Source organism: Paracoccus sp. J55 (assembly GCF_000513975.1).
Taxonomy (GTDB): Bacteria; Pseudomonadota; Alphaproteobacteria; order Rhodobacterales; family Rhodobacteraceae; genus Paracoccus.
Genome location: NZ_AZVA01000036.1, coordinates 15,190 through 34,697, shown reverse-complemented (window position 1 = coordinate 34,697; position 19,508 = coordinate 15,190). Strand labels below are relative to the sequence as shown.

The following is a 19,508-nucleotide window of genomic DNA, read 5'->3' as shown; positions in this document are numbered from 1 at the left end:
TCAGGACAGCCGGCCGATCATGTCGGGCCGGAAACCCGCCCAATGCGCCTCGCCGGCGACGACGACGGGCGCCTGGCGATAGCCGAGCGAGGTGACCAGTTCCATCGCCGCCTCATCCTCGGTCAGGTCGACCAGCTGATAGGGCAGGCCGCGCGCCTCGAGCGCCCGGGTCGTGGCGGTGCATTGCACGCAGGCGGGCTTGGAATAAACGGTGATGGTCATGCCTCTGCTCCTTCTTTCTGTCGGCAAGCAGGGGCCGCGCCCGATGACCGCGCCATCGGAACCGCTTCAGCCCCGCGCCCGCCGCACGGTTTCGTCCTTTCGCGCCATGGCAGGTCTTCTGACTCGCGGGTCCCGGCTTGGCTGGCCTTCCCGGGGCTGGCCCCAGTGGCATTCCAGCGTCGCTCTCCGCTTACAGCTGCGGGGGCAGTGCCGGCCTTGCACCGGCTTCCCTGTTGATCCCCGAGTCGCCCCGGAGGTAACCATGACCCCTGCAGTTAGCCACGCTCCGCCACGCAGGTCAATCCACATCTAGTGGGAAACTGCCCGCCCATTGGAACATCTGGTGGGCTTTCGAACGCCCGCGGGGCGGGCGCCACTTGCATCCCGGCCGAGAGTTGCGGCACCTTTTCCGACGGGAGAGCATCCGGATTGTTGAATCGCTGCAACAGTCGGGCCTGCCGATCCGGGATTTTACGCAGCGTCGTTTGACAATTTGCGACAATTAACCCTCTTGCATGGATCACGCGCGGCCAGGACAGGGGGCGACTGCTCCCCCTCCCGGCTCGTTTCACCGCAAGCCACTCTGCTGAGCCAGCACGTTCCTGTCGCCTCCATCCTCGCGGATGGCAGCGATTTCTTTTGTGCCGGGAGCAATCCATGAACAAGTCCCATCCGAAACCGCCGGTCACGGGGGGCGCAGCGCAATTGCTGCCGACCCTGGGCCTGCTGCCGGTGCTGGCCATCTCGGCCGGCGTGGCCGGCCCTGCACAGGCGCAGGACACCGTCACTCTGGACACGGTGGTCATCCGCCGCCAGCAGGGCAACGAGGCCGAGACAAGCTACAAGGTCACCGAAAGCACCTCGGACAAGGCCACCGCGCCGCTGCTCGACACCCCGCGCTCGGTCACCGTCGTCACCGCGCGCGAGATCGAGGAGCGCGGCCAGACCTCGGTCGCCGACGTGCTGCGCACCACGCCGGGCGTCACGCTGGGCGCGGGCGAGGGCGGCGTGCCGCAGGGCGTACGCCCCTATATCCGCGGCTTCGAGGCCAGCCAGGACCTGCTGATCGACGGCATGCGCAATGCCTCGCGCACGCAATACGAGGCCTTCAACCTGGAATCGATCGAGATCAACAAGGGGCCGGGCGGCGTCTATTCCGGCGCCGGTTCGACCGGCGGCACCATCAGCCTGAACAGCAAGACCCCGCAGCCGGGCGCCTTTGACCAGGTGGCGCTGTCCTACGGAACCGGCAACTATCTCCGCGGCACGCTGGATTCGAACCGCGAATTCGGCGCCCTCGGCCTGCGCCTGAACCTGATGGGGCAGCGCGCCGACGATCTGGGCGGGCGCGACGGTGTCGAGTCCAGGCGGTTCGGGGTGGCGCCGAGCTTCAGCTATCGGCTGACCGATGACAGCAAGATCACCGCCGGGCTCTATTACTACAAGGACGAGGATACGCCCGATTATGGCGTGCCGATGTCGAATGCCACCACGCCTGCCGAATGGCGGCGCGGCTCGGGCACCCGCATCGACCCGTTCCTGCCGGCCGATGTCGATCCCGATACCTTCTATGGCCTGCATGCGCGCGATTTCCGCGACGTGGAATCCGCCTCGGGCTACCTGAAGTTCGAGCACGCATTCTCGGACAGCCTGCGGCTGACCACGGCGCTGCGCAAGGCGCGCGACACCAATACCTATGTCGTGACCTCGCCGACCTCGGGCAGCGACGGGCTGGTGTCGCGCAGCTCCAAGGCTTCGGACCGGGTGAACGAGACCGTGTCGTTCAACGCCCAGCTTTCGGGCGAAGCGCAGGCCGGGGGCGTCGAGCACAGCTTTGCGGTCGGCGTGGACATCGCCAATTCCCGCGCCACCACCCGCCGGCTGACGGTGGTCAACCCCGATCCTATGCCGACCTCGCCCTACGAGAATCCGGATGCCGGCGCGCCCTGGGGCGGCAGCATCGAGCGCGGCGGCGATACCGGCTACAGCACCACCAAGTCGCGCGGCATCTACGCGCTGGACACCATCACGTTCACCCCGCAATGGGAGGCGACGGTGGGCCTGCGCTGGGACGATTACAGCGTCAACAGCGTCACCCACGCCACCGACGAGAATCCGCGCGAAAGCCATCGCAACGATTCCGACTTCCTGAACGGAATGCTGGGCGTGGTCTACAAGCCGGCGCCGAACGGCTCGGTCTACGCCTCGGTCAGCAGCTCTTCGAACCCGGCCGGCGAGGGCGCGGGCACCGGCGGCAGCAATGCCTCGGACGATCTGGACAGCCTCGATCCCGAGCGCAGCGTGAATTACGAGATCGGCACGAAATGGCTGGTGCTGAACGACCAGCTTCAGCTGAGCGCGGCGCTGTTCAGGACCGAGAAGGACAATGCCCGCGTCACCAACTCGCTGGGCGAGACCGAGAATATCGGCAAGACCACCGCCAAGGGCGTCGAGCTGGGCTTTGCCGGCCAGATAACCGAGCGCTGGGGCATCTGGGGCGGCTATGTCCATCAGGACGTCAAGCTGAAGGACGGCGGCTGGACCACCCCGCGCGGCGGCGGCGATCCCTATCCGAACCCCGGCACCGGCAGGCAGGTGGTGAAGATCCCGCGCAACAGCTTCTCGCTGTGGACGACCTATGACTACAGTCCGGAACTGATGCTGGGCGGCGGCGTGACCTATACGGGCAAGCGCATGGCCAGCTATTCGCAGAACGGCGATGCCGATGCCGGGCTGCCGTCGAGCTGGCGCACCGACCTGATGGCCGCCTACAAGCTGACCGAAGCGACGGCGCTGCAATTCAATGTCAACAACGTCTTCGACCGCCAGATCTATACCGACTCGCATAGCGGGCAATTCGCCAATATCGAGCCGGGGCGGAACTATGTGCTGACGCTGAAGCACGCGTTCTGAGGCATCAACCCGCAGGGGCGGCCTGTCGGTCGCCCTTGCCGCGGCTGGCGCCAAAATAACCGACAGAAACGCTTAACTTCTCGGGACGCCGGTTCTATCCTGCGCCTCGATGCACCGCAGGAGAATCCCATGCTCGTCACCATTCCGGACCTGCTGACGCCCGAAGAAGTCGCCTATATCCGGCAGGTGCTGGAGGGCACCGACTGGGTCGACGGCCGCAGCACCGCTGGCGACCAGGCGGCCAAGGTCAAGAAGAACCTGCAGGTGCCGGTGGACAGCCCGGTGGCGCGCGAGCTCAGCGGCATCGTCCTGCGGGCGCTGGGGCGCAGTCCGGTCTATTCCTCGGCCGCATTGCCCCTGCATGTGCTGCCGCCGATGTTCAACCGCTATGACGAGGGCATGACCTTCGGCGCCCATGTGGACGGCTCGATCCGCATGGTCCCCGGCACCGGCCAGCGCATCCGCACCGATGTCTCGACCACGGTTTTCCTGACCCCGCCCGAGGATTACGACGGCGGCGAACTGGTCGTGCACGACACCTATGGCGAGCATCGCGTCAAGCTGGCGGCGGGCCATGCCGTGATCTATCCCGCCACCTCGCTGCATTCGGTGACGGCGGTGACGCGCGGCTCGCGTTGGGCATCGTTCTTCTGGGCGCAATCGATGGTCAAGGACGACTGGCGGCGGCACATGCTCTATGACCTCGACCAGTCGATCATGCGCATCCGCGCGATGCTGCCCGACGACGATCCGGCGGTGACCGGCCTCACGGCGCATTATCACAACATGATCCGCCACTGGTCCGAGATTTGACGCAGGCCATTCCGCCCGACGTCGTGGCGCTGGAGGATTATCAGCGCCTGGCCGCAGCCATCCTGCCCGCGCCGGTGCGGGCCTATGTCGATGGCGCCGGCGCGGACGGGCTGACCGCCGCCGCCAATCTGGCCGCCTGGCAGGGGCTGAGGCTGCAGTCGCGCCTGCTTTGCGACATGCGGGACGCGCATACTGCCCTGCGGCTTTTCGGCCTGGACCTGCCGCATCCCTTCCTGCTGGCGCCGGTGGCCTTTCACGGCCTCGCCCATGCCGAGGCCGAACATGCGACCGCGCTTGGCGCCGCGGCGGCCGGCAGCCTGATGGTGGTCTCGACCCAATCCGGCCTCTCGCTCGAAGAGATCGCCGCCCGCGCGCAGGGGCCTTTGTGGTTCCAACTCTACATGCAGCCCGAGCCCACAGACACGCTGTCGCTGGTCCGCCGGGCCGAAGCGGCGGGCTATCGCGCGCTGGTCGTGACCGTGGACGCGCCGGTGAACGGCCTCCGCAACATGGAGACCCGTGCCGGATTCGCCCTGCCCGAGGGACTGCGCGCCGTCAACCTGGACGGCTTGCGCCCGCCGCATATCCGCAGCGAGCCGGGGCGGGCTGCGACCTTCCTTGGCCTGCTGGACCAGGCGCCACGTTGGGAGGATATCGGCTGGCTGAAGTCGCAGTCCCGGCTGCCGCTGCTGCTGAAGGGCGTCATGTCAGCGCATGACGCCGGTCGCGCGGTCGAGGCCGGGGTGGATGGCGTGATCGTCTCGAACCATGGCGGCCGGGCGCTCGACACGCTGCCCGCAACGGCCGAGGCGCTGCCCGTCGTGGTTCGGGAGGTGGCGGGCCGCATCCCGGTGCTCTGCGATGGCGGCATCCGGCGCGGCACCGATGCGCTGAAAGCCCTGGCATTCGGGGCTGCGGCAGTGCTGGTCGGAAGGCCGCAGATCCACGCCCTGGCGGTAGGGGGCGCGGCCGGGGTGGCGCATATGCTGACCATTCTTCGTGCGGAACTCGAGGTCGCCATGGCGCTGACCGGGCGCCGCCGCCTGGCCGAGATCGATGCATCCGTGCTCTGGCCCGCAGATGCCGGTCACTGATGCGCGGCGTTTGCGGTGATTCTGCCAGGCTGCCGATTGTTGGGCGGGCGAACTGCGTCGCCCCCGCCCTCTCGCGCGCGTGGTTAAGCCATAGTTGCGCGGCGGGCATCCCAGCTGCCTTTGAACCCTTGCGGTCGAGCAAGGAAGTGCGCCTTCAATCCTGCCTCTCCCCTTGCCTTGGCAGCAGTCCTTGCCGGACCGTATAGCCCTCCGACGTCGGTGAGCCGGGCAGCGGTCGGGCAAAATGACCACTGACGGGGCGCTCTTCCCCATACTGGCTGCGATCCCTCTGCCGCTATGGATCCCCGGTCCACGATCACGCACGCAGGGCGCTTATTTCCCCGACCATCGCCGACCCTCCACCGCTTAAGATCAACCTGGGACCGTTTCCGGTCATCTCGACACCCGTCACGCGGCTATAAGCCTCGATGTCCCGCGACGAGATGATTTCTCCGTTCCTGGTCGCCTCGATCCGGAAACTGTAGAATCCCGAAGGCAGCAAGGCACCATTCGTCCGCTTGCCCAGCCAATCGATCTCACCCGAGCCGGGTCCGATATTTTCCCGCAGGACTTCATTGCCGTTTTCATCAAGCGTAACGAGAGTCGCGCTGTCCGCATCAGCAACGCCGTCTATCGTCAACGTCAGGGGTTGTTGATCGAACCAGACGGGGCGGCTGGTCCGAACTTCGCGGCCGATCCAGCTCGACAGCTGACCAAGTTCGCCGCCGCCGCCACCCTGCAAAAGCTGCAGCAGCAACTGGTTGGTTTGTACCTGCTGCTCGACTCCCGAAAACGTTGCAAGCTGCACGGCAAATTCCGTTCCCTCCATTGGGTTTAACGGATCCTGATGCTTGATCTGAGTGGTCAGCATTTTCAGGAATGTCTCGAACTGGCTCGTTGAAGAGCTGTTCTGGGCACTTGTGGAACCTGCTTGCCGGCGGGTGTCAATGCCGCTGATCGCTGAATAATCGTATATGCTGGTCAATGTCGTGTTTCCTAAACTCGGAGATCGATTCTGTGATCGGAGGATTTGCCTGCCTGCTTCATTTCCACGACCGGATCAGCCTCCCTTCCGGAGGGCGGACGGTCTTGAAGATTGAAAACCTTGGCGGCATTGCTACCATCGGCAGTATCGCCATCTTCCGAAAAGCAAACGTCTGCGCCCTCCAAACCCGCTTCTCGCAGCTCTTTCGCCAGTATGTCCGCATGCCGCCTCAGCAGGTCGAAGGTTTCCGGCCGATCGGCAGAGACCATCACGGAAAGAGCCTCGCCTGCGGTGATCAGCAATCGGACCTTGCCCAGTTCCTCGGGGCTGAGAACCACCTCCAGATGGCCTTCGGCCCTGCCCATCAACCTGTCGGCAACCTGACGGGCGACCTGGTATGCCTGGAAGCTTGGCGCATGCGCTGCCTTTGGTTGTGGCATCTCTCCCAAAACTTGAACCTTCATTTGGTCGCTACCGACGGAGCCCACCTCTTGAACCGCTTGGGGCGAAAAGGGCTCTGGCTCGCCGATCTCGGGGAGCAAAGCTGGAGCGATTCGGTCGAAAGCAGGCTCCGGCGACATGTCCGTACCCGTCCGAATGCCACGGGTTCCGGTCTCCGCGACCTGGAAGATGCCCCGGAGGGCCGGCGCATACTCCTGACCCGCCGGCTGACGCGGGTCGGAGTTATCGGTATCGGTCCCTTCAGACGACACCGGGAAGGTATCGCCCCCGAGAGGGTCGATCTGTGCCGGCTTTGAGAGCTGCGAAAAACGTTCGGGCTTTCGCAGGCCGTTCTGGAAGGGCAGGGGGTCGTGCCCGTTCACTCGAGCAGAACCCGTTGTCTGCTGCATCGCGGATTCAGCCGAGGCTGCCTGGGCGATCTTCTTCGACAGCCTTGAATGAGTAAGAATCAGGGCGCCTTGTTCGGCGAGAGGGGCTTCGTCGACTGTATCGTGATCGACCTCCCTGCCAGCCGCCTCCGGGTCTGTTAAGGCGTCATCCTCATCCTGTTCAGCCAGCACCAAGCTTTCGACTGGCGCAGAATCGTTGCCTTCTGTCACAGCGACAAAGCGCGCGAAATCCGGGTCGATGGCGGGATTCGACCCTCCCTTCGTCACAGCGGGTGCGATCGCGGCGACGCCTCCTGCGGTCAGGCACATGATATCCATCAAAATCCATCCACAACCCGTTCCAGTCAGAACTTTCCCCACATTGCCATAGCATGATTACCAAATATTTACCGGTGACAGGTAAAGTCCTGGATTAAGAAAACTTTATCGAGAAGGAGATTCGGATTGGAAATCGCACGCGTGGCAGATGCCGCCATCCCGACGGGAACAAGGGGAAATCCGTTGGTAGATGGCCTCGAGCAGGCATTTCTTTCCGAAATGTTAAAATATGCAGGACCTCGTGAAGAATCGGGTGAGTTTGGGGGAGGGGTCGGGGAATCACAGTTTGCAAGCATGCTGAACGACGCTTATGCCAAGGCGATCGTCGGCCGGATCGATCTCGGATTTTTTGTGCAGGACGGAGTCCGGAGATGACGAAAGCATTGGGTCTTCTTCAGCAGGCAAGAGAGCGCATGCTTGCCATGAAGACAGATCAAGCCACAGAATACTTGGAAAAATTTGAGTCGCTCGTCGCCGCCGGTGAGGTTTCCAAGGAAGCCGCCTCGGAATGTGCCGAGGTTCTTCGCTCCATTCGCATGCTTGCTGAAGCGATGCGGGACGGCCTCTCTGCCGCGCAGCGCCAACTTGATGAAATTACTGCTCTCTCGCGAAACCTCGACACTTATGATCGCCAAGGACAAAAGGTGGACTGTCAGGTTGGGAAAGGCCGGGATCAGCGTTTTTAAATAAACTTGTCTAAGCTATCTGTTTGCTTTTCGATCAGTGACTGGCTTTATTTGCATCTGACGGATAACCCTATCGGCGCAAAACGGTCATAGGCCCGTCCTTCCGGTCAGAAGGCCGCTCATCTTGAAAACGGGCAAACAGCCCAAACGAACGGAGATAAAATGTCCAGCATTCTGACCAACAACAGCGCGATTGTTGCCCTTCAAACCCTTAAGGGCATCAACGCCAACCTGGCAAAGACTCAGAATGAGATTTCCACTGGCAAGAAAGTTGCCACCGCTCAGGACAACGCTGCGGTCTGGGCCATCTCGAAGGTCATGGAAACTGACCAGTCGACCTTCAAGACCCTCCAAAGCAACCTGAATCTTGCCGAAGCCGTGGTCACTACTGCTCGGGCTGGCGCGGAGCGGATCCACGAGCTTTTGGTGGAGATGAAGAATCTGGCTGCAAGTGCCGGCACCGATGCCAATGACTTTGGAACCGTCAACGATCAGATCCTGGAGAAGAAGGCACAGATTGTCTCGATCATTGACGGCACCCAGATGAACGGGGTCAATCTGCTCAAGACCAACCCGATTGGCACCGCGACGTCCTTCTCGGTTCTGGCCTCGCTGGACCGCACTTCGGGCACGGTTGCGACGACCGCTCAGACCATCACTGTCGACTCGGTTGACTTTGAGGCGGACATCGAGGCGGCAACGCTTACGGCGATCACCGACAGTGCCTCTGCCCGGACTGCGATCGGTGACATCGAAGCGATGATTGACGTCGCGAAAAAAGGTGCGGCAGAGCTGGGCACGGCCGCGAAGCGGATCAACGACCAATCCAATTTCGTTTCCGAACTGGCCGATTCACTGAAAGTTGGTGTCGGCGCTCTTGTGGATGCGGACATGGAAGAAGCCTCTGCTCGCCTGCAGGCTCTGCAAACCCAGCAGCAACTGGGCGTTCAGGCTCTGTCGATCGCGAACCAAGCCCCTCAGACGATCCTCGCGCTGTTCCGCTAACGATGCAAGGGTGCCTAAAGGGCGCCCTTCGCATAATATCGAGTCTAGAACAGGACCATCAACGTGAATCTTGCATTATCTCAAGACGTGAAAAGGAACTTCGGGTCGCAGTACATCCGAACAGACAGGGACAACGAATACCTTGCCTTTTCCCGGGTCACGCAAAAACTACAAAAAGCCATCGAAGACAGCGATCATCCCCCAATGATCGAAGCCATCTATGCGAACAATCAGCTATGGACGGCGTTGGCTGCAGATCTGGCACATCCAGAGAATGGCTTGCCCGCGGAGACAAAGGCCGGCCTTCTTTCATTGGCGATCTTTTCTCTCAAGCAAGGGCGTCGTGTCGTGGAAGAAAGACTGTCTGCCATATCCTTGGTGGAAATCAACTTAAGAGTTATGAAAGGCCTAAGGGGGGAGATCAAGTAATGGGTGGACTCATTCTCAAGCTGGCGCCAAAGGAGCGCATCCTTATCAATGGAGCCGTCATTGAAAATGGTGATCGTCGTGCAAAGATCTCGATCTGTACGACCGATGCGAATATCCTGCGGCTAAAGGATGCTATTCATCCCGAGGCCGTAAATTCCCCTATATCCCGGCTTTGCTATATTTGTCAGCTCGTTTTGTCCGGCGATGCGGAAAAAATTGCAGCCACCCGGCAAGTTGTCCTGGGCATCGAACAGGTATCACGGATATTTTTGGATCCAGATAGTCGTAACATTTTGTCGCATGCCACAAGCGCAATTACCGAGAACGATTTTTATCGTACGCTCAAGCATTTAAGACTTCTTCTTCCTCGGGAAATGAGATTGGTATCCTTGGGCGAAACATGACATACAGTGTTCACATTGGATCCGGGGGCTATCTTGGCTGGAAGATTCTTGCGCGCACTATGACCACGCAACGTAATGCTTTTGTCCAAAGCTCTGCCATGGAGACCGCGCGAGACTACTTTTCTCGGAAAATGCCCGAGGTCATAACAGCCGAATCATTTGTTAATGATCGAAAGCTTTTGACCGTAGCATTGCGAGCGTTTGGGCTCGATGCAGACATCAATAGCAAGTATTTCATCAAGAAAGTTCTTGAAGCGGATCCTGATGATAAGACTAGCCTGGTGAACAGACTTGCTGACAAGCGCTATTTAAACTTGAATCGGGCTTTCTCCGCTTATTTTTCTAACGCAGCGGAAGCTTTGGATGTGGATTTGAGTGAAATTTTAGAAAGATATAATTCCAGATCCTTTGAGAAAAACATCGGTGAACAGTACGCAGAAATAGAGTTAGCTCTAAATGCTCAGCGCGAACTCAGAGAGATTGCAAGAACCGATATCAGTGAAAATGCAAAATGGTATCAGATTCTTGCTTCGAAACCCCTTCGGCAGATATTCGAGGGGGCTTATGGGCTGAGGGGTGGGTTTTCTGCTCTTCCTGTCGACCGGCAACTCTCTGAACTAAAAACAAAAACTGCAAAGCTTACTGGAAGCGACGATGTGTCGCAGTTTTCATCAGGTCAGGCTCTTGAAAGCATTTTGCGACGTTATCTTCTCCGTAGCCAGATGGAGGCGTCTCCAGCAACGTCTGGTTACTCTGTCGCCTTGGCTCTGCTGACTTCCAGCCCCCCATGACGAATCAGCTTGTTTGCCGTTACCTTGAATGCTGGGAATTTCTCGTTTGCTTTCTTAAGGAATGGTCGCGCAACCATTGATGGCAACCCAAGCGCCTAACAAGCCTCTGAAGAACTCCGGCCTCTGACACGCCTTTTTGCGCGCTTTGGCGTTCCCTGTTTAGGATCAAGACTCGTTCTTGGACCACAACCAGAGGGTGATGGCCGTCTGCTCTGATCGTGCAAATAGTCGTAAGGCAGCAACCGTCCGAGCTAACCGCTCTGCCTTGGGATGAGAGTGCGGGATATCCGTCACGCGCCGCTGCTGCTGATCCCGGTCTCGCTGGAACGTGGCACGGCCGGGGAACGGTTCCGCCTGCGGGCACGACCAGAGGATTTCGCGACAAACCTGTCGCTCGAGAATGTCCTGGATCGGATTCATGGGATTCGGCTGAGAGGCTCCGGCAGTAAGTTGGCATCGTTGGAGGTCAGCACCCAGCCGATCCAGCCCATATCGAAGGGGAGTTCATGATAGGGACAGGTCCAGCGTCGGGCCGTCGAGGGCTCGAGCAGCGGCAGCAAGGCGGAGGGGAGGTCGAAGACGCTGCCTTTCATGGAAATGGGCCTGCCGGCCTTTTCGATTTCATCGATTACCGCGATGGGGTTGCCCACCTTGTGCCGGAGCATGTCTGACAGCACTCGGCCCGGCGCTGAGTTGCCCCAGTCGCGCTGCGCCCCCACGATGCCGAAGCTGGCGCTCTCGTTCGTGGCGTCGATCTCGATGATCGACGTGCCGAGCAGGTTCGCCAGATGGCGTGCCCAAGCCGATTTGCCGATGCCCGGAGGGCCGTCCAGGAGCAGCGGCTCCAGTCTGACACCGGGAAGGCCATCGCGGACCGAGCGGCGCAACGACCACCAGACGGACTCGGAAGCAGGGGTGAGCCAGGGGAGTTCACCGTGCAACCGGACCGCGATCTCGTCGGCATGGGCTTCCGAAACGATGCCGACGAGCCGGACACCGTCGTGCAGCTTTTTCAGCCGGGCACGGTCTTCGATCTTCAGGCGGTCGAACCCGCTGATCGCGTTCCGCGGCTCCATGATACGCTTGATCCGTCGACGGATCCGGTGCCGGTCAGCGATACGGATCATGGGGGCTCTTCGGTTTCCGGCTCAGTGCGCTCCCAGGCTTTATCGGCGAAAGGGTCCACGCCGCACAGTTTACCCAAATGCCGGAGGAACCGATCCTCGAGCGACGCGAGCGTTTCTTCGGGGTTGAAAGTCCGGACGAGAAGGAACGGGATGCGCGACATGCGGGATTCCTTTCGGCAAAGTGCGACCGGCGGCCGGCAAACACTTGGCCAGGCAGTAAGTCAGGATTAGATGGCTGCAGGGCAGGGGTCGCACGGACGAATGCCGGCGGGTTTTCACTCAGCGCATGTGAGCGGGAATATGATCGGGGCAGGGCGGTGATTGCGCCAGGACCATGAGAGGGCGTTGTCGGCCCTGACGCCTGCCAGCAAAGCCTTGATGAAACTCATGTTGCGGCATCGCAATCTCCCTTCGAGACACGGCTCCGCCGTTCGGAAAAGCGGCACTTTCCGGCGGGATTGGGAGGGTTCGGAAACTCCGAAGATCCGGCAGCCGTCAGGCCGCGCCACCGCTCCGGAACGGATTAACACGACCTTGCCGGGCCTTGCCTCGGTGGTCAACGGGCCGGGTCTGGGCTTGGGCGGCAAATCACGGCCACAAGCGGTGATTGAGCGTTTCCAACCAATGCATTGAAATTACTTGATTAGGTAAAGATCAGTCGAAGCGGTGGACAATAATTGGTTGTAGCAAGGACACAAAAGGGGCCCGAACGGTCATTATTTCGGTTGTTCGACATCTACCTGAGTTCCACACTTAAAATCTCGATAATCCGAATTATGTCATCCACCATCATGCCAGGTCGGCTTGGCCTTCACTTCGGTCGATGCGGCCTGAGCCTGGCCAAGCCTCGGGCTCATGTTCGGACCACGTTCGACCCGCCACGCAAGCAGCAAGGATTCCGGCTCTGCGCCAGAAGCGACCGGGCAAGCGCGCGCTGGCGCTGGCCCGGAAGACTGTTGCTCAGCCGCGGTGCAGCTGTTCGAGCAATGCCGCCACAGGGTGGCCTGCGAGAAACCATTGCAGCATGGCGGCGTCGTGTAGGTCGGCGCCTCTTTCTTTCCGCGCTTGCGCATCCTAGTCTGCACGGGCGAATCCACCGCCTTCCGCTGCCCTGACAGGCAAAGGCCGCAACCCGAGGAAATCAGATGGCCGTTCGTCCTCCCGTCTGCGATTTTGGCGCCAAGGCGCCGGATTTCACCCTGCCGGACCCCGATGGGCATCTGGTCTCGTTCCGTGACATCGCCGGACCGCGCGGCACGCTGGTCATGTTCATCTGCAACCATTGCCCCTATGTGCAGGCCGTCATCGACCGCATCCAGCGCGACGCGGCCGAATTGCAGCAGCGCGGCATCGGCGTCGTGGCGATCTCGGCCAACGACGTCAGCGAATATCCGCAGGACGCGCCCGAGCACATGAAGGCCGAGGCGCTGAAGCACGGCTTCACCTTTCCTTATCTCTATGACGAAAGCCAGGACATCGCGCGCGCCTATGGCGCCGAATGCACGCCGGATTTCTTCGGCTACAATGCCGAAGGCGAGCTGCAGTATCGCGGCCGGCTGGACGCCTCGGGCCGCAACCCGGCGCCGCCGGATGCGCGGCGCGACCTGTTCGAGGCCATGGCGCAGATCGCCGAAACCGGGCAGGGTCCGCGCGAACAGGTGCCCTCGATGGGCTGTTCGATCAAATGGAAGGCGTGAATGACCATCTGCTTTGCCCCCCGCCCCGTGGTTTTCGACCTTGACGGCACGCTGATCGACAGCGTGCCCGACATCCATGCCTGCGTGAATGCGGTGCTGCGTCTGCATGGCGTCGCGCCCCTGACGCTGGACCAGGTCCGCGGCTTCGTCGGGGGCGGCGTCGATCTGCTCTGGCGCCGGGTGATCGCCACCACCGCGCTGCCGGTCGAGGCGCATCGCGATCTGGTCGCCTCGTTCATGACCCGCTATCACGACGCCACCGGCCTGACCCGGCTTTATCCCAATGTTACCGAGGCCTTGGGGGTTCTGGCGGATCGCGGCTATCCGCTGGGGCTTTGCACCAACAAGCCGCTGGGGCCGACGCGGGCGATCCTGGACCATTTCGGCATCGCCCAGCTGTTCCGCATGGTAATCGGCGGCGATTCCCTGCCGCAGCGCAAGCCCGATCCGGCGCCGCTGCGGGCGACCTTTGCCGGGCTTGGCGCCGATCCCGACAGGCCGCGCGGCGTCTATGTCGGCGACAGCGAATTCGACGAGGAATGCGCCCGCAATACCGGCGTGCCCTTCCTGCTGTTCACCCGCGGCTATCGCAAGACGCCGGTCGAGCAGCTGGCGCATCACGGCACGTTCGACGATTTCATCCGCCTGCCGCTGCTGGTCGAAGAGGCCTCGGCCGTCGGCTAGGATCGCCGGCGTGCCGCGGCGCTTGACAGCGCGGCGAAACGGGACGATCCGTCGCCGCATGCCGCCACTCCGGCCCGACCGAACGCCCAAGGAGCCCCGCATGGACCTGCGTCAACTGACCCCCGACCTCGCCGTCTCGGCCCAGATCCGTCCCGAGGATCTGCCGGCGCTGGCCGAGGCGGGCTTTCGCGTGCTGATCAACAACCGCCCCGATGACGAGGTCGGCCCCGACGAGGATCACGAGGCGATGCGCGCGGCGGCCGAGGCGGCCGGGCTGGACTATCACTTCAACCCCTTCACCCCCGGCCAGATCACGCCGCAGATGATCACGGCCCAGGCCGAGGCCTTGGCCGCGCCGGGTCCCAAGCTGGCCTATTGTCGCTCGGGAAACCGCTCGACCGTGCTCTGGGCTTTGGCGCGCGCCGGGCAGGAGCCGGTCGAGGACCTGATCGAGACCGCCGCGCGGGCCGGATACGACCTGTCGGGCGTCCGGCCGCTGCTCGAATCCCTGGCCCGCCAGGACGTCTGACCGATATCGGGCTGGAACCTTGGCCAGCCCGGCGGGTTACCATGCCGCAGCCCGCGACCGGACGGATCGCCCGCCCGGCAGGCCCAAGGGAGGAATTGCCATGAACTCGATCATCTATCTTGTCGGCCTCGTCGTCGTGGTGCTGTTCATCCTGGGACTTCTGGGCCTGCGCTGACGTCATTTGCGATTGACGCTGGCCTTTCGCGCCCCTCTGCGTTACCGGGGGCGCAAATTCTGATAAAGGCCCCCTATGGACATCCGCAATATCGCGATCATCGCCCATGTCGACCACGGCAAGACCACGCTGGTCGACCAGCTTCTGAAGCAGTCGGGCAGCTTCCGCGAAAACCAGGCCGTGGCCGAGCGGGTGATGGACAGCAACGACATCGAGCGCGAGCGTGGCATCACCATCCTGGCCAAGGCCACCTCGGTCGAGTGGAAGGGCACCCGCATCAACATCGTCGACACCCCCGGCCACGCCGATTTCGGCGGCGAGGTCGAGCGCATCCTGTCGATGGTGGACGGGGTCTGCTTGCTGGTCGATGCGGCGGAAGGTCCCATGCCGCAGACCAAATTCGTGACCTCCAAGGCGCTGGCGCTTGGCCTGAAGCCCATCGTGGTGCTGAACAAGGTCGACAAGCCCGCCGCCGACCCGGACAATGCGCTGAACGAGGTTTTCGACCTGTTCGCGAACCTGGGCGCCAGCGACGAGCAGCTTGATTTCCCGCATCTTTACGCCTCTGGCATCGGCGGCTGGGCCGACGAGACGCTGGACGGGCCGCGCAAGGACATGTCGGCCCTTTTCGACCTGGTGCTGCGCCATGTCGAGGCGCCGAAGCAGATCGCGCGCCAGGACGAGCCCTTCCAGATGCTGGCCACCACGCTGGGCGCCGACCCGTTCATCGGCCGCATCCTGACCGGCCGGGTCGAGGCCGGCCGCGCGAAACCCGGCGACACCATCAAGGCGCTGTCGCGCGACGGCGAGCGCATCGAGCAGTTCCGCATCTCGAAGGTGCTGGCCTTCCGCGGCCTGACCCAGCAGCCCATCGACGAGGCGGTGGCCGGCGACATCGTCACCATCGCCGGCATGTCCAAGGCCACGGTGGCCGACACGCTCTGCGCGCTGGAGGTCGAGACCGCCCTGCCCGCCCAGCCCATCGACCCGCCGACCATCAGCGTCACCTTCGGCATCAACGACAGCCCGCTGGCCGGCCGCGACGGCAACAAGGTGCAGTCGCGGGTGATTCGCGAGCGGCTGATGAAGGAAGCCGAGACCAATGTCGCGATCAAGGTCGAGGACACGCCCGGCGGCGACGCCTTCGTGGTCTCGGGCCGCGGCGAATTGCAGATGGGCGTGCTGATCGAGAACATGCGCCGCGAGGGGTTCGAGCTGTCGATCTCGCGCCCGCGGGTGATCTTCCGCGACATCGACGGCGTGCGCCACGAGCCGATCGAGGAAGCCATCATCGATGTCGACGACGAATATACCGGCGCGGTGATCGACAAGCTGACCGGGGCGCGCAAGGGCGACCTCGTCGAGATGAAGCCCGCCGGCCATGGCAAGACCCGCATTGTCGCGCATGTGCCCTCGCGCGGGTTGATCGGCTATCAGGGCGAGTTCATGACCGACACCCGCGGCAACGGCGTGCTGAACCGCATCTTCCACAGCTGGGCGCCCTACAAGGGCCCGATCCAGGGCCGCCGCCAGGGCGTGCTGATCTCGATGGAGGACGGCGTCTCCGTGGCCTATGCGCTGTGGAACCTGGAAGAACGCGGCAAGATGTTCATCGGCGCGCAGGAACAGGTCTATCAGGGCATGATCATCGGCGAGCATTCGCGCGACAACGACCTGGAAGTGAACCCGCTCAAAGGCAAGAAGCTGACCAACGTCCGCGCTTCGGGCACGGACGAGGCGGTGCGGCTGACGCCCCCGGTGCGCATGTCGCTGGAGGAAGCCATCGCCTATATCGACGACGACGAGCTGGTCGAGGTCACGCCCAAGAGCATCCGCCTGCGCAAGCGCTACCTGGACCCGCACGAGCGCAAGCGCCAATCCCGCGCCGAAGGCTGAATTTATCTCCCTTTCTATTAGATTACAGACTTCCGCATTGTCGGAAGTCTGATAGATTTGAGACGAATGGTTCGGGAGCGGCTGATGGAAAGCCGGGGCAATATTTATCAGACCTTGATTTTCGCCGCCCAGGAGCACCTGGAGGAAACCGGTCACCTTCCCTCCGACCCGGGCGATCTCGCGGCACGCGCCGATGCGAGTCCGGAAGAGATCCGCACCATGTTCAGCTCGACCGAAGAGCTGCATGAAGGGCTGATCTATCACGCGGTCACATTGCTGAACGATGCTCTGCGCCAAGGGGTCATTGAGGCCGATACCGGCGACCCGATCGCGCAGATGCATTCGATCGGCCACAGCTACCTGAACTGGGCCGAGAGCAATCCGACCCTGTTCCGGCTGCTGGTGAACGGGCTGAACGGCGCCATCCGGCCCGACAGCGCGCTGCATCGCTATACCAGCTCGATGCGCGACCTCTATCACCGCAAGTTCAGCGAGGCGCAGCGGCTGGGCATCCTGTCCGAGGAAGCGGATGTCGAAATCCTGACCATGATGCTGCATTGCCTGGTCAAGGGGGGAAACATGATGTTCCTGACCCGCAGCACCGATCCCTGGTTCGACGGCGATCCCCGCTCGACCCGCGAACTCGCCGAAAGGATATTCACCGAGTTCATGGACAACCTGGTCAGGGCCAACGCGCCCGAAAGCCGCGCAACCGCCTGAAGGCGGGCCACGGGCGGGTCAGATCTGCCGCTCGGGCAGATGCAGCACCAGCCCGTCCAGCTCGGGCGTCACCTTGATCTGGCAGGTCAGCCGCGACCGCTCGGGATCGGGCTGCCAGGCGAAATCCAGCATGTCCTCCTCCATCGGTTCCTTGGCCGGCAGCCGGTCGACCCAATCCGGCGCCACATAGGCATGGCAGGTCGAACAGGCGCAGGCGCCGCCGCAATCGGCGTCAATGCCGGGAACGCCGTTGTCGCGTGCGCCCTCCATCACGGTCATGCCGGGTTTGACGTCGATCTCATGGGCGGTGCCGTTGTGCTCGATATAGGTGATCTTGGCCATGGGTGCCTTCCTTGCGCTTCCCTCCGCAGATAGGTCATTGCGCCGGCAGAGAAAAGCCCCGGCATTGCCCTTGGAACGAACCTCTCCGGCTTCTTTCTTGCCCAAATATCCCGGGGGGCGCGCCGCGCCTGCCCCGTCGAGGGGCAGGCGCGGCGCGGGGGGCAGAGCCCCCCGCCAGGCTCACACCTTGCGCAGCGCGATCACCGCATTGAGCCCGCCGAAGGCGAAGGCATTCGACAGCACCGCCTCGACCTTCGCCTCGCGCGCCTCGTTCGGCACCACGTCCAGCGCGCATTCCGGGTCCGGCTCCTCATAGCCGATGGTCGGGGCGATCACGCCGTCGCGCAGCGCCATGATGCAGGCCAGAAGCTCGACCGCGCCGGTACCGCCGATCAGATGGCCATGCATCGACTTGGTCGAGGAGATCATCAGCCGGTCGGCATGATGGCCGAAGGCATGGGCGACGGCGGCACATTCGGTCTTGTCGTTCGCCGCCGTGCCGGTGCCATGGGCGTTGATATAGCCGACCTCCTCGGGACGCATATGCGCATCCAGCATGGCGCCGGTGATGGTGCGCTCGGCGCCGATGGCCGAGGGCATGACGATGTCCTGCGCATCGGCCGACATCGAGAATCCCACCACCTCGGCCAGGATATCGGCGCCGCGCGCCGCCGCATGCTCCCAGTCCTCGAAGACGAAGACGCCCGCCCCCTCACCCTGCACCATGCCGTTGCGGGTGGCCGAAAACGGCCGGCAGGCATCCTTGGACATGACGCGCAGCCCCTCCCAGGCCTTGACGCCGCCAAAGCACAGCATCGCCTCGGACCCGCCGGTCAGCATCACCGTCGCCGCCCCCGAGCGCACCATGTTGAAGGCCAGGCCCATGGCGTGATTGGAGCTGGCGCAGGCGGTGGCCACGGTGAAGCTGGGCCCCAGCAACCCGTATTCCATGCTCAGATGCGAGCAGGCGGCGTTGTTCATCAGCTTCGGCACCACGAAAGGATGGACGCGGTTCTTCCCCTCTTCATAGACGGTGCGGTAATTCTCGTCCCAGGTGTTCATGCCGCCGGCGGCGGTGCCCAGGACCACGCCCGCGCGCAGGCCCAGCTCGCCCTCGAAGACCAGCCCCGACTGCGCCACCGCCTCGCGCGCGGCCAGCAGCGTGAACTGGGTGAACTTGTCATAGAGGACGATCTGCTGGCGGTTGAAATAGGTCTCCGCCTCCCAGTCGCGGACCTGGCCGCCGATGCGGATCGCCAGCCGCTCGACATCGCGGAACTCCAGCGGGCCGATGCCGCAACGGCCCTCGCGCATCGCCTCCAGCGTCGAGGGCACGTCGCGCCCCAGCGCGTTGATCGTGCCCATGCCGGTGATGGCGACGCGGCGCATGCCGTTGCCGTGCCGGCCCATGATGACCCGGCCCAGCACGGTGCGGGCGATCTTGGTCGCGCTCTTGACCTTGCCCTTGACCTTGCCGGGCTTGCGCGGGGATTTCGGCGGCCTCTCGCCCTTGTTCTTCTTGGCGTTCATGCCTTTTCAGCGACCAGCTTTTCCACGGCGCCGATGATGGCGCCGAGGCTCGATATGTCGAACTCGGATTTCTCGGGCTCGTTGGCGTTGAAGGGCACCGAGATGTCGAACGCCTCCTCGATGGCGAAGATGGATTCGACCAGGCCCAGGCTGTCGATGCCGATGTCTTGCGGCGACATCTCGAGCTTCAGCTCGGACGGGTCCAGCATCGCCTGCTCTGCGACAATCTGGATGATGCGGTCGCGGATTTCTGTCATCTCGGCCTCCGTTCTGTCCGGTCGCAGACGCTTGCCTGCG

24 protein-coding genes and 1 riboswitch are annotated in these 19,508 nt (G+C 62.8%); of the genes, 16 read left to right on the top strand and 8 right to left on the bottom strand.

What is annotated here, in order from left to right:
- A complete protein-coding gene (gene nrdH, locus PARJ55_RS0118140) occupies positions 1 to 222 on the bottom strand; it encodes a glutaredoxin-like protein NrdH (RefSeq protein ID WP_028714309.1) in 222 nt (73 codons plus the stop codon).
- 90 nt (positions 223 to 312) lie between these two features.
- Positions 313 to 502: riboswitch (cobalamin riboswitch) on the bottom strand.
- 377 nt (positions 503 to 879) lie between these two features.
- On the opposite strand from nrdH, the gene PARJ55_RS22510 reads away from it, so the two are divergent.
- The 3 genes from PARJ55_RS22510 to PARJ55_RS0118125 all read left to right on the top strand — a co-directional run bounded on the left by PARJ55_RS22510 (position 880) and on the right by PARJ55_RS0118125 (position 5,042).
- Positions 880 to 3,135 (top strand): TonB-dependent siderophore receptor, encoded by a 2,256-nt coding sequence (locus PARJ55_RS22510; RefSeq protein WP_051416345.1) that lies wholly within the window; start codon positions 880 to 882, stop codon positions 3,133 to 3,135.
- Between the two features lie 129 nt (positions 3,136 to 3,264).
- Positions 3,265 to 3,948 carry a Fe2+-dependent dioxygenase gene (locus PARJ55_RS0118130; protein ID WP_028714308.1) on the top strand — a complete coding sequence of 228 codons (684 nt, stop codon included), beginning with the start codon at positions 3,265 to 3,267 and terminating at the stop codon, positions 3,946 to 3,948.
- Positions 3,945 to 5,042, top strand: a complete 1,098-nt coding sequence (locus PARJ55_RS0118125) for an alpha-hydroxy acid oxidase (RefSeq protein WP_028714307.1) — start codon at positions 3,945 to 3,947, stop codon at positions 5,040 to 5,042. Before PARJ55_RS0118130 ends, PARJ55_RS0118125 begins: the two co-directional genes overlap by 4 nt.
- Positions 5,043 to 5,358: 316 nt before the next feature.
- Here PARJ55_RS0118125 and PARJ55_RS0118120 read toward each other — a convergent pair whose 3' ends face one another.
- Positions 5,359 to 6,027: a flagellar hook capping FlgD N-terminal domain-containing protein gene (locus PARJ55_RS0118120; RefSeq protein ID WP_232215744.1), complete on the bottom strand. Its 669-nt coding sequence runs from the start codon at positions 6,025 to 6,027 to the stop codon at positions 5,359 to 5,361.
- Between the two features lie 11 nt (positions 6,028 to 6,038).
- Positions 6,039 to 7,196, bottom strand: coding sequence for a flagellar hook-length control protein FliK (locus tag PARJ55_RS23065; RefSeq protein WP_051416343.1), 1,158 nt, complete (start codon positions 7,194 to 7,196; stop codon positions 6,039 to 6,041).
- Positions 7,197 to 7,322: 126 nt separating this feature from the next.
- Between PARJ55_RS23065 and PARJ55_RS23520 the strand changes: the two genes are divergently transcribed.
- The 7 genes from PARJ55_RS23520 (at position 7,323) to PARJ55_RS24890 (ending at position 11,021) form a co-directional block, all read left to right on the top strand.
- Positions 7,323 to 7,571, top strand: coding sequence for a rod-binding protein (locus tag PARJ55_RS23520; RefSeq protein WP_371257437.1), 249 nt, complete (start codon positions 7,323 to 7,325; stop codon positions 7,569 to 7,571).
- Positions 7,568 to 7,882 (top strand): hypothetical protein, encoded by a 315-nt coding sequence (locus PARJ55_RS0118110; protein WP_028714305.1) that lies wholly within the window; start codon positions 7,568 to 7,570, stop codon positions 7,880 to 7,882. The genes PARJ55_RS23520 and PARJ55_RS0118110 overlap by 4 nt, the downstream gene beginning before the upstream one ends.
- A 162-nt stretch (positions 7,883 to 8,044) precedes the next feature.
- Positions 8,045 to 8,887, top strand: a complete 843-nt coding sequence (locus PARJ55_RS0118105) for a flagellin (protein ID WP_028714304.1) — start codon at positions 8,045 to 8,047, stop codon at positions 8,885 to 8,887.
- Between the two features lie 63 nt (positions 8,888 to 8,950).
- The gene (locus tag PARJ55_RS23515) at positions 8,951 to 9,316 is read left to right on the top strand and encodes a flagellar biosynthesis regulator FlaF (RefSeq protein ID WP_198019383.1); all 366 of its coding nucleotides are present in this window, start codon (positions 8,951 to 8,953) and stop codon (positions 9,314 to 9,316) included.
- The gene (locus PARJ55_RS23510) at positions 9,316 to 9,720 is read left to right on the top strand and encodes a flagellar biosynthesis repressor FlbT (protein WP_084637909.1); all 405 of its coding nucleotides are present in this window, start codon (positions 9,316 to 9,318) and stop codon (positions 9,718 to 9,720) included. Before PARJ55_RS23515 ends, PARJ55_RS23510 begins: the two co-directional genes overlap by 1 nt.
- A gap of 59 nt (positions 9,721 to 9,779) precedes the next feature.
- On the top strand, positions 9,780 to 10,511 hold the full coding sequence (locus PARJ55_RS23505) for a DUF1217 domain-containing protein (RefSeq protein WP_232215743.1): 732 nt from the start codon (positions 9,780 to 9,782) through the stop codon (positions 10,509 to 10,511).
- Positions 10,512 to 10,781: 270 nt separating this feature from the next.
- Complete coding sequence (locus PARJ55_RS24890; protein WP_084637907.1) at positions 10,782 to 11,021, top strand: DUF4011 domain-containing protein; 240 nt, start codon at positions 10,782 to 10,784, stop codon at positions 11,019 to 11,021.
- Here the strand turns inward: PARJ55_RS24890 and PARJ55_RS22500 are convergent.
- Positions 10,928 to 11,638, bottom strand: coding sequence for an AAA family ATPase (locus tag PARJ55_RS22500; RefSeq protein ID WP_051416342.1), 711 nt, complete (start codon positions 11,636 to 11,638; stop codon positions 10,928 to 10,930). The genes PARJ55_RS24890 and PARJ55_RS22500 overlap by 94 nt on opposite strands.
- Positions 11,635 to 11,799 carry a hypothetical protein gene (locus tag PARJ55_RS24125; protein WP_156929531.1) on the bottom strand — a complete coding sequence of 55 codons (165 nt, stop codon included), beginning with the start codon at positions 11,797 to 11,799 and terminating at the stop codon, positions 11,635 to 11,637. Before PARJ55_RS24125 ends, PARJ55_RS22500 begins: the two co-directional genes overlap by 4 nt.
- Before the next feature lie 984 nt (positions 11,800 to 12,783).
- On the opposite strand from PARJ55_RS24125, the gene PARJ55_RS0118090 reads away from it, so the two are divergent.
- The 6 genes from PARJ55_RS0118090 to PARJ55_RS0118065 all read left to right on the top strand — a co-directional run bounded on the left by PARJ55_RS0118090 (position 12,784) and on the right by PARJ55_RS0118065 (position 17,339).
- The gene (locus PARJ55_RS0118090) at positions 12,784 to 13,335 is read left to right on the top strand and encodes a thioredoxin family protein (RefSeq protein ID WP_028714303.1); all 552 of its coding nucleotides are present in this window, start codon (positions 12,784 to 12,786) and stop codon (positions 13,333 to 13,335) included.
- Positions 13,336 to 14,019: a phosphoglycolate phosphatase gene (gene gph / locus PARJ55_RS0118085; RefSeq protein ID WP_028714302.1), complete on the top strand. Its 684-nt coding sequence runs from the start codon at positions 13,336 to 13,338 to the stop codon at positions 14,017 to 14,019.
- 100 nt (positions 14,020 to 14,119) lie between these two features.
- Positions 14,120 to 14,548 (top strand): TIGR01244 family sulfur transferase, encoded by a 429-nt coding sequence (locus PARJ55_RS0118080; protein WP_028714301.1) that lies wholly within the window; start codon positions 14,120 to 14,122, stop codon positions 14,546 to 14,548.
- Between the two features lie 19 nt (positions 14,549 to 14,567).
- Positions 14,568 to 14,723: a hypothetical protein gene (locus tag PARJ55_RS24120; protein WP_156929530.1), complete on the top strand. Its 156-nt coding sequence runs from the start codon at positions 14,568 to 14,570 to the stop codon at positions 14,721 to 14,723.
- Between the two features lie 75 nt (positions 14,724 to 14,798).
- Complete coding sequence (gene typA, locus PARJ55_RS0118070) at positions 14,799 to 16,619, top strand: translational GTPase TypA (RefSeq protein WP_028714300.1); 1,821 nt, start codon at positions 14,799 to 14,801, stop codon at positions 16,617 to 16,619.
- Between the two features lie 84 nt (positions 16,620 to 16,703).
- Entirely contained in the window at positions 16,704 to 17,339 is a 636-nt protein-coding gene (locus PARJ55_RS0118065) for a TetR/AcrR family transcriptional regulator (protein WP_028714299.1), read from the top strand.
- Positions 17,340 to 17,357: 18 nt separating this feature from the next.
- Here PARJ55_RS0118065 and PARJ55_RS0118060 read toward each other — a convergent pair whose 3' ends face one another.
- The 3 genes from PARJ55_RS0118060 to PARJ55_RS0118050 form a co-directional block, all read right to left on the bottom strand.
- A complete protein-coding gene (locus PARJ55_RS0118060; protein ID WP_028714298.1) occupies positions 17,358 to 17,681 on the bottom strand; it encodes a 2Fe-2S iron-sulfur cluster-binding protein in 324 nt (107 codons plus the stop codon).
- Positions 17,682 to 17,861: 180 nt separating this feature from the next.
- Positions 17,862 to 19,070, bottom strand: coding sequence for a beta-ketoacyl synthase (locus PARJ55_RS0118055; RefSeq protein ID WP_028714297.1), 1,209 nt, complete (start codon positions 19,068 to 19,070; stop codon positions 17,862 to 17,864).
- Between the two features lie 137 nt (positions 19,071 to 19,207).
- Positions 19,208 to 19,468, bottom strand: a complete 261-nt coding sequence (locus PARJ55_RS0118050; RefSeq protein ID WP_028714296.1) for an acyl carrier protein — start codon at positions 19,466 to 19,468, stop codon at positions 19,208 to 19,210.
- Between the last annotated feature and the right edge of the window lie 40 nt (positions 19,469 to 19,508).